15 protein-coding genes, 2 tRNA genes and 1 pseudogene are annotated in these 15,350 nt (G+C 60.8%); 12 read left to right on the top strand and 6 right to left on the bottom strand.

What is annotated here, in order from left to right; translation table 11 throughout:
- Nucleotides 1-300: 300 nt before the first annotated feature.
- Nucleotides 301-2,727 carry an endopeptidase La gene (gene lon / locus ACMYR2_RS10880; protein WP_347262807.1) on the top strand — a complete coding sequence of 809 codons (2,427 nt, stop codon included), beginning with the start codon at nucleotides 301-303 and terminating at the stop codon, nucleotides 2,725-2,727.
- A 299-nt stretch (nucleotides 2,728-3,026) separates the two neighbouring features.
- Here the strand turns inward: lon and ACMYR2_RS10875 are convergent.
- Nucleotides 3,027-3,103: transfer RNA gene (locus tag ACMYR2_RS10875), tRNA-Val, on the bottom strand.
- Nucleotides 3,104-3,363: 260 nt separating this feature from the next.
- Nucleotides 3,364-3,582, bottom strand: a complete 219-nt coding sequence (locus ACMYR2_RS10870) for a hypothetical protein (RefSeq protein ID WP_347262806.1) — start codon at nucleotides 3,580-3,582, stop codon at nucleotides 3,364-3,366.
- Nucleotides 3,583-3,900: 318 nt separating this feature from the next.
- On the opposite strand from ACMYR2_RS10870, the gene ACMYR2_RS10865 reads away from it, so the two are divergent.
- Nucleotides 3,901-4,758: a class I SAM-dependent methyltransferase gene (locus ACMYR2_RS10865; protein ID WP_347262805.1), complete on the top strand. Its 858-nt coding sequence runs from the start codon at nucleotides 3,901-3,903 to the stop codon at nucleotides 4,756-4,758.
- A 153-nt stretch (nucleotides 4,759-4,911) separates the two neighbouring features.
- On the opposite strand, the gene ACMYR2_RS10860 is transcribed toward ACMYR2_RS10865, so the two are convergent.
- The gene (locus ACMYR2_RS10860) at nucleotides 4,912-5,223 is read right to left on the bottom strand and encodes a hypothetical protein (protein WP_347262804.1); all 312 of its coding nucleotides are present in this window, start codon (nucleotides 5,221-5,223) and stop codon (nucleotides 4,912-4,914) included.
- A 268-nt stretch (nucleotides 5,224-5,491) separates the two neighbouring features.
- On the opposite strand from ACMYR2_RS10860, the pseudogene ACMYR2_RS10855 reads away from it, so the two are divergent.
- Nucleotides 5,492-6,192: pseudogene (locus ACMYR2_RS10855) on the top strand (FkbM family methyltransferase).
- A 61-nt stretch (nucleotides 6,193-6,253) separates the two neighbouring features.
- On the opposite strand, the gene pepT reads toward ACMYR2_RS10855, so the two are convergent.
- Both pepT and ACMYR2_RS10845 read right to left on the bottom strand, forming a co-directional pair.
- Complete coding sequence (pepT, locus tag ACMYR2_RS10850; RefSeq protein WP_347262803.1) at nucleotides 6,254-7,507, bottom strand: peptidase T; 1,254 nt, start codon at nucleotides 7,505-7,507, stop codon at nucleotides 6,254-6,256.
- A 128-nt stretch (nucleotides 7,508-7,635) separates the two neighbouring features.
- On the bottom strand, nucleotides 7,636-7,935 hold the full coding sequence (locus tag ACMYR2_RS10845) for an HU family DNA-binding protein (RefSeq protein WP_011315148.1): 300 nt from the start codon (nucleotides 7,933-7,935) through the stop codon (nucleotides 7,636-7,638).
- A gap of 217 nt (nucleotides 7,936-8,152) precedes the next feature.
- On the opposite strand from ACMYR2_RS10845, the gene ACMYR2_RS10840 reads away from it, so the two are divergent.
- Both ACMYR2_RS10840 and ACMYR2_RS10835 read left to right on the top strand, forming a co-directional pair.
- A tRNA-Asp gene (locus ACMYR2_RS10840) sits at nucleotides 8,153-8,229 on the top strand.
- A 254-nt stretch (nucleotides 8,230-8,483) separates the two neighbouring features.
- The gene (locus ACMYR2_RS10835) at nucleotides 8,484-8,726 is read left to right on the top strand and encodes a DUF2798 domain-containing protein (RefSeq protein WP_347262801.1); all 243 of its coding nucleotides are present in this window, start codon (nucleotides 8,484-8,486) and stop codon (nucleotides 8,724-8,726) included.
- A 254-nt stretch (nucleotides 8,727-8,980) separates the two neighbouring features.
- Here the strand turns inward: ACMYR2_RS10835 and ACMYR2_RS10830 are convergent, their stop codons facing one another.
- The gene (locus ACMYR2_RS10830) at nucleotides 8,981-9,175 is read right to left on the bottom strand and encodes a hypothetical protein (protein WP_347262824.1); all 195 of its coding nucleotides are present in this window, start codon (nucleotides 9,173-9,175) and stop codon (nucleotides 8,981-8,983) included.
- Nucleotides 9,176-9,492: 317 nt separating this feature from the next.
- Between ACMYR2_RS10830 and ACMYR2_RS10825 the strand changes: the two genes are divergently transcribed.
- The 7 genes from ACMYR2_RS10825 to nuoF are packed head-to-tail and all read left to right on the top strand — an operon-like array spanning nucleotide 9,493 to nucleotide 15,348.
- On the top strand, nucleotides 9,493-9,858 hold the full coding sequence (locus tag ACMYR2_RS10825; RefSeq protein ID WP_347262800.1) for an NADH-quinone oxidoreductase subunit A: 366 nt from the start codon (nucleotides 9,493-9,495) through the stop codon (nucleotides 9,856-9,858).
- Entirely contained in the window at nucleotides 9,849-10,451 is a 603-nt protein-coding gene (locus ACMYR2_RS10820; RefSeq protein ID WP_416192905.1) for a NuoB/complex I 20 kDa subunit family protein, read from the top strand. The genes ACMYR2_RS10825 and ACMYR2_RS10820 overlap by 10 nt, the downstream gene beginning before the upstream one ends.
- A gap of 11 nt (nucleotides 10,452-10,462) precedes the next feature.
- The gene (locus ACMYR2_RS10815) at nucleotides 10,463-11,083 is read left to right on the top strand and encodes an NADH-quinone oxidoreductase subunit C (protein ID WP_347262798.1); all 621 of its coding nucleotides are present in this window, start codon (nucleotides 10,463-10,465) and stop codon (nucleotides 11,081-11,083) included.
- Nucleotides 11,083-12,291 carry an NADH-quinone oxidoreductase subunit D gene (locus ACMYR2_RS10810; RefSeq protein ID WP_347262797.1) on the top strand — a complete coding sequence of 403 codons (1,209 nt, stop codon included), beginning with the start codon at nucleotides 11,083-11,085 and terminating at the stop codon, nucleotides 12,289-12,291. Before ACMYR2_RS10815 ends, ACMYR2_RS10810 begins: the two co-directional genes overlap by 1 nt.
- Nucleotides 12,291-13,253 (top strand): FkbM family methyltransferase, encoded by a 963-nt coding sequence (locus ACMYR2_RS10805; RefSeq protein WP_347262823.1) that lies wholly within the window; start codon nucleotides 12,291-12,293, stop codon nucleotides 13,251-13,253. The genes ACMYR2_RS10810 and ACMYR2_RS10805 overlap by 1 nt, the downstream gene beginning before the upstream one ends.
- Nucleotides 13,254-13,267: 14 nt before the next feature.
- Nucleotides 13,268-14,023 carry an NADH-quinone oxidoreductase subunit NuoE gene (nuoE, locus tag ACMYR2_RS10800; RefSeq protein ID WP_347262796.1) on the top strand — a complete coding sequence of 252 codons (756 nt, stop codon included), beginning with the start codon at nucleotides 13,268-13,270 and terminating at the stop codon, nucleotides 14,021-14,023.
- Nucleotides 14,023-15,348, top strand: a complete 1,326-nt coding sequence (nuoF, locus tag ACMYR2_RS10795) for an NADH-quinone oxidoreductase subunit NuoF (RefSeq protein ID WP_347262795.1) — start codon at nucleotides 14,023-14,025, stop codon at nucleotides 15,346-15,348. Before nuoE ends, nuoF begins: the two co-directional genes overlap by 1 nt.
- The last annotated feature ends 2 nt before the right edge of the window (nucleotides 15,349-15,350 follow it).

The raw sequence follows: 15,350 nt of genomic DNA, 5'->3' as shown, positions 1-15,350 counted from the left end.
TTTTGGCGCAGTCTACCGCCGGTTCGACTCGCGGGTGGGGTTAACCGCGAGTTCGTTATGCTTTACCGGCGGGCGGTCTCTGCCGGCTTACAAGCCGCTGATTTCCTTCACTTGACACGTCGGCGGTGGATGGCCACCTAATGCTGTCGGCGGCGACGCAATGCGTTGGCCGCTCACGACCTCGGGCAGGTGAGGCCTCGGTTCGCAAGGGCCCATTCTTCTCAGGAAACTCGGCACCTTGTGGCGGTTGCGCATGATATGCGGCTGCGAACAGGGGGGCGCAACAAAAGGAACAAGGCTATGACCGCCTCAAAACCCCGGCCAGCTATAGTCCACGGCGAAATCCATGCCTATCCCGTGCTTCCGCTTCGCGACATCGTTGTCTTCCCGCACATGATCGTGCCGCTGTTCGTAGGCCGCGAGAAATCGATCAGGGCGCTGGAAGAGGTGATGAAGAACGATGGGCTCATCATGCTCGCGACGCAGAAGAATGCGTCGGACGATGATCCCGCGCCAGATTCAATCTATACAATCGGAACGCTCGCCAGCGTGCTGCAACTGCTGAAGCTGCCCGACGGCACGGTGAAGGTGCTGGTGGAAGGTCTTGAGCGCGCGCGCGTGGAGGCCTATTCCGACCGCGCCGACTACTACGAGGCAACAGCGGTCGCGCTGGCTGATACCGACACCAACAGCGTCGAAGCCGAAGCGCTGTCGCGTTCGGTCGTGTCGGATTTCGAAAGCTACGTGAAGCTGAACAAGAAGATCTCGCCCGAAGTGGTGGGCGTCGTGCAGGCGATCACGGATTTCGCCAAGCTCGGCGATACCGTCGCGTCGCACCTCGCCGCCAAGATCGCGGATCGTCAGGGCATCCTTGAGACGCTGTCGGTCACCGCGCGTCTGGAAAAGGTGCTTGGTCTGATGGAGAGCGAGATCTCCGTCCTGCAGGTCGAGAAGCGCATTCGCTCGCGGGTCAAGCGCCAGATGGAGAAGACCCAGCGCGAGTACTACCTCAACGAGCAGATGAAGGCGATCCAGAAGGAACTCGGCGACGACGAGGGCCGCGACGAACTCGCCGACCTCGAAGAGAAGATCGCCAAGACCAAGCTCTCGAAGGAGGCTCGCGAGAAAGCCCAGCACGAACTGAAGAAGCTGCGGCAGATGTCTCCGATGTCCGCCGAAGCCACGGTGGTGCGCAACTATCTCGATTGGCTGCTGTCGATTCCGTGGGCGAAGAAGTCCAAGGTGAAGAAGGATCTCAACGCCGCCCAGGAGGTGCTGGACGCCGATCACTACGGGCTTGAGAAGGTCAAGGATCGCATCGTCGAGTATCTGGCGGTGCAGTCGCGCGCCAACAAGCTGACCGGACCGATCCTGTGCCTTGTCGGCCCGCCTGGCGTCGGCAAGACCTCGCTCGGGAAGTCGATCGCGCGGGCGACGGGCCGCGAATTCGTGCGCGTCTCGCTTGGCGGCGTGCGCGACGAGGCGGAGATCCGTGGTCACCGCCGGACCTATATCGGCTCGATGCCCGGCAAGATCATCCAGTCGATGCGCAAGGCCAAGACCTCGAATCCGCTGTTCCTGCTGGACGAGATCGACAAGATGGGCGCGGATTTCCGTGGCGATCCGTCGTCGGCGCTGCTTGAGGTCCTCGACCCCGAGCAGAACTCGACGTTCAACGACCACTACCTGGAGGTCGATTACGATCTCTCCAACGTGATGTTCCTCACGACCGCGAATACGCTGAATATTCCCGGTCCGTTGATGGACCGCATGGAGATCATCCGGATCGCCGGCTACACGGAGAACGAGAAGGTCGAGATCGCTCGCAAGCACCTCATTCCGAACGCGCTCAGCAAGCACGGTCTGGATTCGAAGGAATGGTCGATCAATGACGAGGCGCTTCTGCTGATCATTCGCCGCTACACCCGCGAAGCGGGCGTGCGCAATCTGGAGCGTGAACTGTCCACACTCGCCCGCAAGGCGGTGAAGGAGTTGATGCTCTCGAAGAAGAAGTCGGTCGAAGTGACGGAGCAGGTCGTCGAGGACTTCCTCGGAGTGCCGAAGTATCGCTTCGGTGAAATCGAAACCGACGATCAGGTCGGCGTCGTGACCGGTCTGGCATGGACTGACGTCGGCGGCGAGTTGCTGACGATCGAAAGCGTGATGATGCCCGGCAAGGGACGCATGACCGTGACCGGCAACCTGCGCGATGTGATGAAGGAATCGATCTCGGCGGCGGCTTCCTACGTCCGCTCGCGCGCGATCACCTTCGGGATCGAGCCGCCGCTGTTCGAGCGGCGCGATATCCACGTTCACGTTCCCGAGGGGGCGACCCCGAAGGATGGTCCGTCGGCCGGTGTTGCGATGGCGACGACGATCGTGTCGGTGCTGACCGGAATTCCGATCCGGCGCGACATCGCGATGACGGGCGAGATCACGCTGCGGGGCCGGGTGTTGCCGATCGGCGGCCTCAAGGAGAAGTTGCTGGCGGCGGCGCGAGGCGGCATCAAGACGGTGCTCATACCGGACGAGAACGCCAAGGACCTCACGGAGATCTCCGAAGCCATCAAAGGCGGGCTGGAGATCATTCCGGTCGCCCGGATGGACGAGGTGATCGCCAACGCGTTGGTGCGGCAGCCCAAGCCGATCGTCTGGGAGGAGGATACCAAGCTCCCGGTCAACCCCGATGCCGCTGACGAGGCGGCCGGGGGCCTGACCGCTCACTGAACGTCATGGACCATGATTGATGAAACGGCGCCCCTGGAGGGCGCCGTTTTTTATGTTATGGTTTGATGCGACTGTGCCCGCCCCAGGGGGGCATGAATAGGGAAGGGGTGCATGGGCGGCGCGCTTTATTGGAGCGCCCCGAGGCAGGAAAGCCCGGCAAAACTGTCAGGGAGCCGAATCAACAACAGCTGGAGCGTTTTCTAGCGAAGCGAGATCCGGTTCGCGTGAAGAAAACGCGTCAAAACATAATCATAGAGTCCGCGTCTGACTCTATCAGAAGCGGAAAGACTCTAAGTAATTGGTAGGCGGCGAGAGATTCGAACTCCCGACCCTCTCGGTGTAAACGAGATGCTCTAACCAGCTGAGCTAGCCGCCCTCGGCTCCTTGTTTAGCCCCGACGCATCCCTGCATGCAAGCTGCTGTCGTACCGCCGCCTATCGGATGCGGCTCGCCCGTCGATCCCGATGCAAGCCGGAGGCCGCAGACGCGTTGCCTAGAGCATTATCGCTTCTGATTGAATTAGAAGCGAAGCTCTATGATATTGATTTGACGCGTTTTCTTCACGCGAACCGGTGTCCATCCTCGGGTCAAGCCCGAGGACATGCTTCGCTCGAAAACGCTATATACTCGCATCGATCATGACGAAGCTCTGCGATAGATCAGACCGGGTGCGATAAGGCATTCATTGCGGGCCAGTTGCGATGGTTCGAGCCCGCCATCGCCTTCAAGAGCGATGCGATCAAACTCAAAACGGGCGCCGCTCGAATCGATGATGTATTCCGGAATCGACTCCCGGCGGTATTCGCCGATCGATGGGCCTTGCTCGACGATCGTCTTGTCTTCCTCATCCGCCATCTCGTCTCCTCCATTCAGGTGCGAACCGCGGGCAATCTCGCTTCTGTCGCGTATGCCAGATGCAAGCCCCTGCTTTTTACGTGATCCGAATTCTCGGTCCAGCCGTTGCTTTAACCCGCCAGCCGGACTTCACGTGGCCACATCACGGAATATCCCCGACTGACCGGGTGTGATAGGTTATGGTCCCGTTTTGCTCCGGGCTGGTCCCGAGGACATGCTGCGCTTGAAAAACGCTACGGATGACGTGGTTATCTTCATAATCAGGCTTAAGTCACGGATTTTGTGAAGGGCGATCGCCCGAATTTCGTGGGAGCGGCGATGACAGGGGTTCCTGAGACACAGAACGCGGACCAGATCGCTTACTGGAATGGACCCGGTGGCCAGCGCTGGGCTGATCGTCAGCGTGTGCAGGATGAGCTACTGGAGCCGGTCTCCACGATTCTGCTGGACCGGGCCAGGGCCATGTCCGGCGAACGCATCATGGACGTCGGCTGCGGCTGCGGTGCGACCACGCGCGCCTTCGCCGAGCAAGTCGGTGTTTCCGGCTACGTTCTGGGAGTCGATGTGTCGGCGCCGATGCTGGAGCGGGCAAGGCAGATCACGCCGCAGGCGGGCCGGATGGAGTTTCGGCTGGCCGATGCCGCCGAGTACCCGTTCCGGCCGGCGCGGTTCGATTTGATCGCCTCGCGGTTTGGCGTCATGTTTTTCGCCGAACCAGCCTCAGCGTTCGCCAACCTGCGCAAGGCGCTGCGGCCCCTCGGCCGCCTGGCATTCATTTGCTGGCGGGAACCTCGCCTCAATCCCTGGCTGATGGCGCCGCTCCAGGCTGCCTACAAGCATGTTACGAAGCTGCCGGACCTCGGGCCGGAAGATCCCGGACCCTTCTCGTTCGCGTCCGAAGAGCGTGTTCATCGCATTCTCGGCCAGGCCGGCTTCTCCGAAGTGAAGATGGAAGCCTGCGAGCTTGCGCTGGACATCTCGGTGGGCGGCGGACTGGATGCCGCGGTCAAGTCCGCGCTTCAGATCGGTCCCGCCAGCCGCGCGCTTGACGGGCAGCCTGTTGAAGTCATCGCTGCTGCGGAGAACTCGATCCGGGAAGCTCTTGCTCCGTTCGTCCGGGAGCAGACGGTGGTGCTTCCGGCATCGATCTGGATCGTGACCGCGCGTAACCTGTGATCGCGGCGCATTGTTTTACCGGCACTGGTTGGGCCTTTTCGAATGATGCCCTATAGCGTTTTCGAGCGAAGTGGAATCCGGTTCGCGTGAAGAAAACGCGTCAAATCAATATCATAGAGCCTCGCTTCTGATTCAATCAGAAGCGATAATGCCCTAGCAATAGCCATACAAGCCGCAAGCATAGGGCAATCGGTCGAAATAGAGCGAGATCACCGGCCGTTCCTCATAGTACGGGCGATAGTAGAAGTCGTTTGGTCTTCCGTAATAGCCCGGTACCGGCGGTGGAATCCGAAAACGGTAGAGCACGCTTTCGGGATAATCTTTCTCCTGCGCGACGCGGACCGGTGGAGGTGCCGGTTCCGCGAAGATTTTTCCGATGCGGCTATGCGCCGGAAGGTCGGCGGCTGATCCCGTCGCTCCCATCATGGCGACTCCGATGGCCGCAAGCGAAATCGTGCGTAGCATTCTTGAATCCTCGATGATTCGAGGATCATATCAGCCGGAATTTAGGAAAGATTAATGATGTTCCCGCGGTCCTATCCCATGATGACCGCGCGGCATCCGGACATGCGATCTCTTGCTCGCGATCGGAGTCTTCAGAGATTGCTGAGGTCATGCCGGGATAAGTGATATGGATAAATCGTTCGGTTCATTCGCACCCAACTGGGCGCAGAAAAAACTTCTCCATGTCGTTAGAGGCTCGCGCCTCAGGCGGGGCGCATTTCGTCCCGCGATGTCGCGGCTTCTCGATCTGCTCCGGTCCGGACCGATCGACGAGACCTATCAGGGAGCGTCTTTCAGGTTCCATCATCAGTACAGCGGCACGGAGCGCGGTGCTCTGCTGAATCCCGATTATAACCTCGAGGAGTTGCAGTTCTTACGCAAGCACACCCCGGTTGGCGGATGCTTCGTCGATGTCGGAGCCAACGTCGGGACCTATGCGCTGGCGATGGCGCGGCACGTCGGCGCTGAAGGGGTCGTTCTCGCCATAGAGCCCCATCCGCTCGCCTATGAGAGACTGGCCTTCAACCGCGAAGCATCCAGATCCCGCAATGTCCATTTGATGCAGGCGGCGGCGGGAGATGGCGAGGGGGACTTGCTGCTCGCGACGGATGGCAGGAATCTCGGGGCAGCCACGTGGTCAGCGCCGGCGCGTCGAGGGATGCGATCACGGTGCGCTCGGTTCAGTTGCGGCAGGCTCTGGAGAGTGCAGGCATCCGGCATGTCCATGCGCTGAAGATCGACGTTGAAGGTTACGAAGACCGGGTTCTGGTCGGGTTTTTCAAGAATGCGCCGCGATCGATGTGGCCTCAAGCCGTCGTTATCGAACACTTGTCGCGCCCGGAATGGTCGACGGATTGCCTCTCGTTGATGCTGGAGTGCGGGTACGTGGTCGCCGGGACGACGAGGAGCAACACGATGCTTACGTTGTAGCATTTCGAGCCCAAGCATGTCTGCGCCGTCAGGGTCTGCCGTTGCTTCGATACCCGCACCTTCAGGCGCGTTCTTCCCAGACCGCGGCGAGGTGCACGATGGTTCGCACGGCAGCTTCCATGTCCTGCACGCTGACCCACTCCGTGCGTGAGTGGAAGGCGTGTTCGCCGGCGAAGATGTTGGGGCAGGGTAGTCCCATGAATGACAGCCGCGAGCCGTCCGTGCCGCCGCGAATGCTGCCTTTGACCGGCGTCAGACCGGCGTGGCGGATTGCATCCATCGCGTGGTCGATGACCTCGGGGTGACGGTCCACAACTTCTTTCATGTTGCGATACTGCGGCTGAATCTCCAGCCGACAGGTCGAATGCGGGAAATCCGTCATGACATCGCGGATGATCTCCTCCAGCAGCATCTTTTTCTTGGTCAGGCCCGTTTCCGTGAAATCGCGCACGATGAGGCTCAGCGTCGCGCTCTCGAGCGTGCCGCTGATGTCGGTCGGATGCAGAAAACCTTCGCGACCTTCAGTGGTCTCGGGCGAGCAGGAATCTTTCGGAAGCCGCTCCACGATGCGGGATGCGATCTTGATCGCATGTTCCATTTTTCCCCGGGCGAATCCGGGATGGGTGCTGACTCCCTTGATGGTAATAAGCGCGGCATCGGCCGAGAACGTCTCGTCCTCGATATGACCCGCGGTCTCGCCGTCGATCGTGTAGGCGAAGTCCGCGCCGAGTTTTTTCAGGTCGACTTTATCGACGCCGCGTCCGATTTCCTCATCGGGCGTGAACAGGATTTTGATCGCGCCATGCCTGATCTCCGGATTGGCGAGCAGGACGTGGATCGCATCCATGATTTCCGCGACGCCGGCTTTGTTGTCGGCGCCGAGCAGCGTGGTGCCGTCCGACGTGATGATGTCATTGCCGACCTGATCAGCCAGCGCCGGATGATCCGCTGCGCGAATGATCTGCGACGGATCGCCGCGGAGAGGGATGTCGCCGCCGCGATAGTTCCGGATGATCTGCGGTTTGACGTTTGCGCCTGAACAGTCCGGCGAGGTGTCCATATGCGAACAGAAGCAGATAACCGGAACCGGCTTTGAGCTGTTCGCCGGAAGCGTTGCGTACACGTAGCCGTGCGGATCGAGATGGGCATCCGCGATGCCTAGTTCCTGCAACTCGCTCACCAGCAGGCGCCCGAGATCCTTCTGCTTTTCGGTGGACGGATAACTCGAAGACGCCGGATCAGACTGCGTATCAATGGCGACATAACGAAGGAAGCGCTCCGTTACCGTGTAGTTGAACGTCAGGGGAGCGGCCATTGGAAATCCAGGGCAGGACAGTAAAGCAGGGAATCAAACTCACCCGGTGAGTGACCCCGGCCTTGCGTTGGCGATCGGGTTAATGCGGGCCAATCCTCCAGCGATTGAACGGAGACCCGGCATTTTGGTCAGATGGCTTCCTTGAGCTCTTTGGCGGCCCGGAACGCGACCTTCTTGGAGGCTTTGATCTGAATTTCCTCACCGGTGGCCGGATTACGCCCCTTGCGGGCGGCGCGTTTACGGACCTGGAGAATGCCGAGGCCGACAATGCGGATGCGGTCACCCTTCTTGAGATGCTTGGTGATGCGCGTGACCATGTCGCTCAGGATCGCCTCGGCGGCCTTCTTCGACAATTCATGGTCCTCGGCCAGGGCCGCCGCGAGATGCTTCAGTGTCACGGTGCTCGGGGTCGCTGCCTTCTTCGCCATGATATGGCTCTCCTCGTCTTTGCCATTTGCGGAAAGCAAGGCGTATCAGCCCGCGTTTGATTCGGGGAGGTGCCGACCTCGCGGTTTCGCCTGCAAATAGCGTATTTCTTAAATCGGCCCCTCAGAAAGACCTGCCAATTAACGAGATCCGCAACCGCCTTGACTTGGAAAGGTCTCGCCTTTAAGCCCTCTCCTCTATTGCGGATACACGGCATCCGCGGGAGTAGCTCAGTTGGTTAGAGCGCCGCCCTGTCACGGCGGAGGCCGCGGGTTCGAGTCCCGTCTCTCGCGCCAGTTTCCGGGCTGGTTTCACAGGCGTCCCGTTTCATAGGCCTCCCGTTTCACAGGCTTGTCGTCTCCCTTCAGTTTCCGGTGAACTCTTTGAAAATTGGGAGCGATTCGACTTAAGGTTCGAGTTCTGATTGCCGTCGCGCGATGGGCGGGAACGATGCGGTGGAACGCTATGCGCGCGAAATGCTCAACAGCAAGCCGCCTCGCGCGCTGGATATGGCGGATGAGCCGGAACAGGCCGTGCTTGGAGGCTAAAAATGCTGGGAATCCCGCGGCGATATAGCCATTTCGTCTTTGGGGTTATTCAGGCCGGCCTCACGAGCTTTATCGCCGCCGCGATCGCAAGTATCTCCCTCTGGGGAAGTGGGCGGTTCCTGTACAACTGGCTGATTTCCTGGATCGTGTCCTGGGCGATCATGCTGCCCGCGGTTTTGTTCGCCGCGCCGGTAATCCAGTTTATCGCTGTCCGACTTACACGCGATGATGATCGCGCTGGCTGAATGCTCGATCTTTCCTTATTCCGACACCCCCTCGTTGTTTGCCGCTTTCGTCCTGATGGGCGTAGCGTAGTGGCGCGGCGTGGCGACCTTCAAGCAAGGCATCTGGTCAGCTGGCTTGCGCGAGGCATTGCAATTGCGATCGCTGTTGCGCTGGAAAAGCCCGGCCAAAAGCCGGCTCCAACATGTATGGCTACATGCGTTATAAGATCAAATAAATCAAAAGCTTATAGTAGATGATCCCGCTCGAATCAGGATCATCTCACCAGTGACGCTCCCGAGTTGGAAACCATCGTTGGCTGTCCGGCCTTCATTACATGAACGGTCTGGACGAAGTCGGTGCTCGGGCGAAGGGAAGTCCCGAAAGCTGTCAGCACGGCGCCTGCGACAAGCGCGACAATCACGATCTTCACATGGGTGGCGCGGTCTGCGCTCTGGATCGAATGGTTCATAACTCGCCTCCGCTTCGCGGCGTTTCTTTGTTTGCAGGCAAGAGCAATACAGCCGGTTTGTTTCAGTTCGGCTTCGTGGAACTCCTGAAATGGTTTCATCGGACCCGATTTTCGGGCTTGTGGTTCAATGGACGAGCGAGCAGCGGGGCGATCGCCCACCTTTGTTCCAGACTTCGATGTCAAGCCACAAAACCTCCGTCCCGGGTGCGTCAAAATAGGCTATCTTGCCACCCCTGTTTTGCTAGGCTAAAGCCTCTCAAAAGTTCCAATATCCAAAAATCTGCGAGCAAAGCATCGCAGCGAGGGGAAGCGCGCCGATGAGCGGCATTTTGCAGAACTATCTTCCGCTTGTGGTGTTTATCGGCATAGCGGCTGCGATCGGCGTTGCGCTGCTGGTCGCTCCCTTCATCGTCGCGTACAAGCAGCCGGATCCGGAAAAGCTTTCGGCTTACGAATGCGGGTTCAACGCATTCGACGACGCCCGGATGAAGTTCGACGTCAGGTTTTATCTGGTCGCCATTCTTTTCATCATTTTTGACCTTGAAGTCGCGTTCCTCTTTCCTTGGGCGGTCACGTTCGGCAAGCTCGGTGTGACGGGCTTCTGGTCGATGATGGTGTTTCTAGGGGTGCTGACGGTCGGTTTTGCCTACGAATGGAAGAAAGGCGCTCTCGAATGGGATTGAACTCTCCCACGGCAAAGGTCGCTTACGCCGGCGGCCCCGTCGCGGGCGCGGCGGGAACCTCGATTCTGGACCCCGCCACCGGCCGGCCGGTTGGCGAGAACGACCCGTACTTTCTCGAGGTCAATCACGAACTGTCCGACAAGGGTTTCTTCGTCGCCGCGGCCGAGGACCTCATCACCTGGGCGCGCACCGGCTCGCTGATGTGGATGACCTTCGGCCTGGCCTGCTGCGCGGTCGAGATGATGCAGGTCTCGATGCCGCGTTATGACGTCGAGCGTTTTGGCTTCGCGCCGCGGGCATCGCCGCGCCAGTCGGACGTGATGATCGTCGCCGGCACGCTGACCAACAAGATGGCGCCCGCGCTGCGCAAGGTCTACGATCAGATGCCGGAACCGCGCTACGTGATCTCGATGGGATCGTGCGCCAACGGTGGCGGTTACTATCATTATTCATATTCCGTGGTGCGGGGTTGCGACCGCATCGTGCCGGTCGATATCTACGTGCCGGGCTGCCCGCCGACGGCCGAGGCGCTTCTTTACGGCATTCTGCTTCTGCAGAAGAAGATCCGGCGGATTGGAACCATCGAACGCTGAGGTTTAAGGGGATGGACGAGAGCAGGCTCGATGCCTTGGGCCAGATGATCGTCGCCACGCTTCCGGGCGCGGCCACGGATCATTCCGTATCGTTCGGTCAACTGACCGTGACGGTCGAGGCCGCGAAGATTGTCGAGGTCGCCCGCTTCATCCGCGACGACCAGCGCTGTCGCTTCGTCAACATCATCGACGTGACCGCGGTCGATTATCCCGGCCGTGAGAAGCGCTTCGATGTCGTCTATCATTTCCTGTCGCCGACGCTGAACGCGCGCATCCGCCTGCGTGCTCACGCTTCGGAGACCACGCAGGTGCCATCGTTGATCGACGTGTTTCCCGGCGCGGACTGGTTCGAACGGGAAGCCTACGACCTCTATGGCGTGATCTTCACCGGGCACCCCGACATGCGGCGTTTGTTGACCGATTATGGATTCGACGGACATCCGCTGCGGAAGGATTTTCCGCTGACGGGGTTCGTCGAGGTGCGTTACGACGACGCCGAGAAGCGGGTCGTGTACGAACCGGTGCGTCTCAACCAGGAATTTCGCAAGTTCGACTTCATGTCACCGTGGGAGGGCGCTGACTATCCGCTGCCGGGTGACGAGAAGGCGGCGGGCGGAAAGGCGGGCAGCTGATGACAGACGCACTTGGCGCCGTAACTCCCGGTATGCGTAACTTCACCATCAACTTCGGCCCGCAGCATCCGGCGGCGCACGGCGTGCTGCGCCTGGTGCTGGAGCTGGACGGCGAGGTGGTCGAGCGCGTCGATCCGCACATCGGTCTGCTTCACCGCGGCACCGAGAAGCTGATCGAGCAGAAGACATATCTTCAGGCCATCCCGTATTTCGATCGGCTCGATTACGTCGCGCCGATGAATCAGGAGCACGCCTTCTGTCTCGCGGCCGAAAGACTGCTGGGGATCGCGGTGCCGCGGCGCGGCCAGTTGATCCGGGTGCTCTATTGCGAGATCGGACGCATCCTTTCTCACCTTCTCAACGTCACCACACAGGCGATGGACGTCGGCGCGCTCACGCCGCCGCTGTGGGGCTTTGAGGAGCGCGAGAAGCTGATGATGTTCTACGAGCGCGCCTCCGGCTCGCGGATGCACGCGGCGTATTTCCGCATCGGCGGCGTGCATCAGGATCTCCCTCCCAGGCTGATCGACGACATCGAGGCCTGGTGCGATCCGTTCCTTCAGGTCGTCGCCGACCTCGACAGGCTGCTGACCGCCAATCGCATCTTCAAGCAGCGCAACGTCGATATCGGCGTGGTCACGCTGCAGCAGGCGTGGGAATGGGGTTTCTCCGGCGTCATGGTTCGGGGCTCGGGCGCCGCATGGGATTTGCGCAAGGCGCAACCTTACGAATGCTACGCCGAAATGGACTTCGATATTCCGATCGGCAAGAACGGCGACTGCTATGACCGCTATCTCATCCGCATGGAAGAGATGCGGCAGTCGGTTCGGATCATGAAGCAGTGCATCGCCAAGCTGCGCGCGCCGGACGGGCAGGGGCCGGTGGCGGTCGAGGACAACAAGATTTTTCCGCCGCGTCGCGGCGAGATGAAGCGCTCGATGGAGGCGTTGATCCATCACTTCAAGCTTTACACCGAGGGCTTCCACGTTCCGGCGGGTGAAGTTTATGCGGCCGTGGAAGCGCCGAAGGGAGAGTTCGGCGTTTATCTCGTCTCCGACGGCAGCAACAAGCCCTACAAGTGCAAGATTCGCGCGCCCGGTTTCGCGCATCTGCAAGCGATGGATTTCATCTGCCGGGGGCACCTGCTGGCTGACGTCTCAGCCATTCTCGGCTCGCTCGACATCGTGTTTGGAGAGGTCGACCGGTGATTGCACAGCCGCCGATACAGTTCGACCGGACCTCCGGTGTCCTTCAGGGGGCGAACGCCTGGGAACGCGCGGCTGGGCTGGCGCTGGTGGCAGGCTCCAAGGTGTCGTCGCTGTTTGCACATCGCGGCTACAACAGTTGCGCCAACCTGCTTCGCAAGATCCTGCCGGAGCGGGATATCGCCGTCCGGCTCAATGCCGATGCAACGTTCGCGTTTCCCTACGGCGACGGCTACTGGAGCAAGCTGCTGAATCGTTCGTTCACGTACGAAGAGGAGCTTGAGCTGCTGTTTCGCGCGTCAGCCGACGTCGACTATACGTTGCTCGATTGCGGCGCCAATTATGGCTATTGGTCGGTTCTGGTCACCAGCAAGCCGTTCGGGTCGCGCAAGGCCATCGCAATCGAGCCGTCGTCGAGGAATTTCGCCAGACTTGCTCACAACGCGGTCATCAACGGCGATCGCTTCGAGGTGGTGAAAAGCGCGATCGGCGCGACGCGTGGCATTGCGCGCCTGTCCGGCACCAAGCACGAGGCCTTCAGCATCGCGGGTGCTGCCGGCGCGGGCGGGGAAAGCGTGCCCGTGCTTTCGCTCGACGACCTGCTCGACGACGGCCGGATTTCCCCGAACGGCAAGCACCTCATCAAGCTCGACGTTGAAGGCGTCGAGATCGAAGCTATCAAGGGTGGCACGCGCGTGCTGCAGGGTGATGCCGTGATCCTGTGCGAGGAGCATGGTAATGACCGAAACCACACCGTATCGCGCTACATTCTCGAACAGACGCCGCTGACGCTGATCGTGCACGATCCGGCCAGTGGTCGCTTCGAGACGTTGACCGAACTCTCCATTCTGGACCGCATCAAGGTCGCCTCTCACGTTGGATACAACGTGTTCGGAACCTCGAGCGCATTCTGGCAGGATCGTTTTCACCGCATGAACGCGACCGCGTCGCAACGTGTTCATTGAGAGACTAGAGTACGATGTCCGTTCGCCGCCTGGCACCTAAAGAACAGCAGCCCGAGAGTTTCGCGTTCAGCGAGGAGAACCTCGCTTGGGCCAAGAAGCAGATCGCGCAATATCCAGCGGGCCGGCAGGCGTCGGCTTCGATCGCAATTTTGTGGCGCGCGCAGGAGCAGAACGGCGGCTGGATCTCCGAGGCCGCGATCCGCGCCGTGGCCGACATGCTCGACATGCCCTACATCCGGATGCTGGAGATCGCGACCTTCTACACCATGTTCCAGCTTCAGCCGGTCGGCAGGAAGGCTCATATCCAGGTTTGCGGCACCACGCCTTGCCGGCTGCGGGGCGCGGAGGACATCCTCGCCGTCTGCAAAAGCCGCATCCATCACGAGCCGTTTCATCTTTCGAAGGACGGCGACTTCTCATGGGAGGAAGTCGAGTGCCTCGGCTCCTGCGTCAACGCGCCGATGGTACTGATCTGGAAAGACACCTATGAGGATTTGACGAAGGAGAACTTCGGCAAGGTGCTTGACGGGTTTGCTTCGGGCCAGCCCCCGGAGCCCGGTCCTCAGATCGACCGCCAGTTTTCCGCGCCCGTCGGCGGGCCGACCACGTTGAATTCGGCGGCCGCGAAAGACGGCGGGGGACGGCGCTCCGCCGCTCAGCCGGCGTTGACGGATGCGGACGCCAAGAAGCCGACCGATTCCGCAAGCCGGCGGGAAAGTCCCATGCCGAAGCCGCCCGCCGATGACGCGACCAGGAAGGGCAAGACCTGATGCTCGACGACAAGGATCGCATCTTCCGAAATCTCTACGGTCTCGACGATTGGCGGCTCGCCGGTGCGCGTCGCCGTGGTGCATGGGACGGCACCAAGGCGATCGTCGACAAAGGTCGCGACTGGATCGTCAGCGAGATGAAGGCGTCGGGTCTGCGCGGCCGCGGCGGTGCGGGATTCCCGACCGGCATGAAATGGTCCTTCATGCCGAAGGACAACGCCGACGGCCGCCCGAGCTATCTCGTCGTCAACGCCGACGAGTCCGAGCCAGGCACCTGCAAGGATCGCGAGATCATGCGGCACGATCCGCATCTGCTGATCGAGGGGTGCCTGCTGGCCGGCGTCGGCATGGGCGCTCATGCCGGCTACATCTATATCCGCGGCGAGTTCATCCGCGAGCGCGAGCGTTTGCAGGCGGCCATCGACGAGGCCTATGAGGCCAGGCTGATCGGCAAGGACAACATCCACGGCTTCCCGTTTGATCTCTACGTCGCCCATGGCGCGGGAGCGTATATCTGCGGCGAGGAAACGGCGCTGCTGGAAAGCCTGGAAGGCAAAAAGGGACAGCCGCGGCTGAAGCCGCCGTTCCCGGCCAATGTCGGTCTTTATGGCTGCCCGACGACCGTGAACAACGTCGAGTCGATTGCGGTCGCGCCGGACATTCTGCGGCGCGGCGCGGCGTGGTTCGCCGGGATCGGCCGTCCCAACAATGTCGGCACCAAGCTGTTTTGTGTTTCGGGTCACGTCGAGCGTCCCTGCAACGTCGAAGAGGCGATGGGGATCACGTTCCGTGAATTGATCGACACTCACTGCGGTGGCATTCGCGGCGGCTGGAGCAATCTCAAGGCGGTCATTCCGGGCGGTTCGTCGGTGCGCATGGTGCCAGCCGAGCAGATCATCGATACGCCGATGGATTTCGACAGCCTCAGCAAGCTGCGCTCCGGCCTCGGCACCGCCGCCGTGATCGTCATGGATAAATCGACCGACCTGATCCGGGCGATCGCGCGCATTTCCTATTTCTACAAGCACGAGAGTTGCGGCCAGTGTACGCCGTGCCGCGAGGGGACGGGCTGGATGTGGCGGGTGCTCACCCGGATGGCCGAGGGCCGCGCCCACAAGCGCGAGATCGACATGTTGCTCGAAGTCACCAAGCAGGTCGAGGGCCACACCATCTGCGCGCTGGGCGATGCGGCGGCCTGGCCTATTCAGGGGTTGATCGCGCATTTCCGGCACGAAATCGAGGAGCGCATCGACCAGTATTCGCATAAGGCCGACCGCGACGATCAGGGCATCCTCGATCCCGCGCACATGGTGGCGGCGGAGTAGGG

Origin of the sequence: Nitrobacter sp. TKz-YC01, assembly GCF_047824785.1 — a bacterium.
Taxonomy (GTDB): Bacteria; Pseudomonadota; Alphaproteobacteria; order Rhizobiales; family Xanthobacteraceae; genus Nitrobacter.
This window is presented reverse-complemented; position numbering and strand designations above follow the sequence as displayed.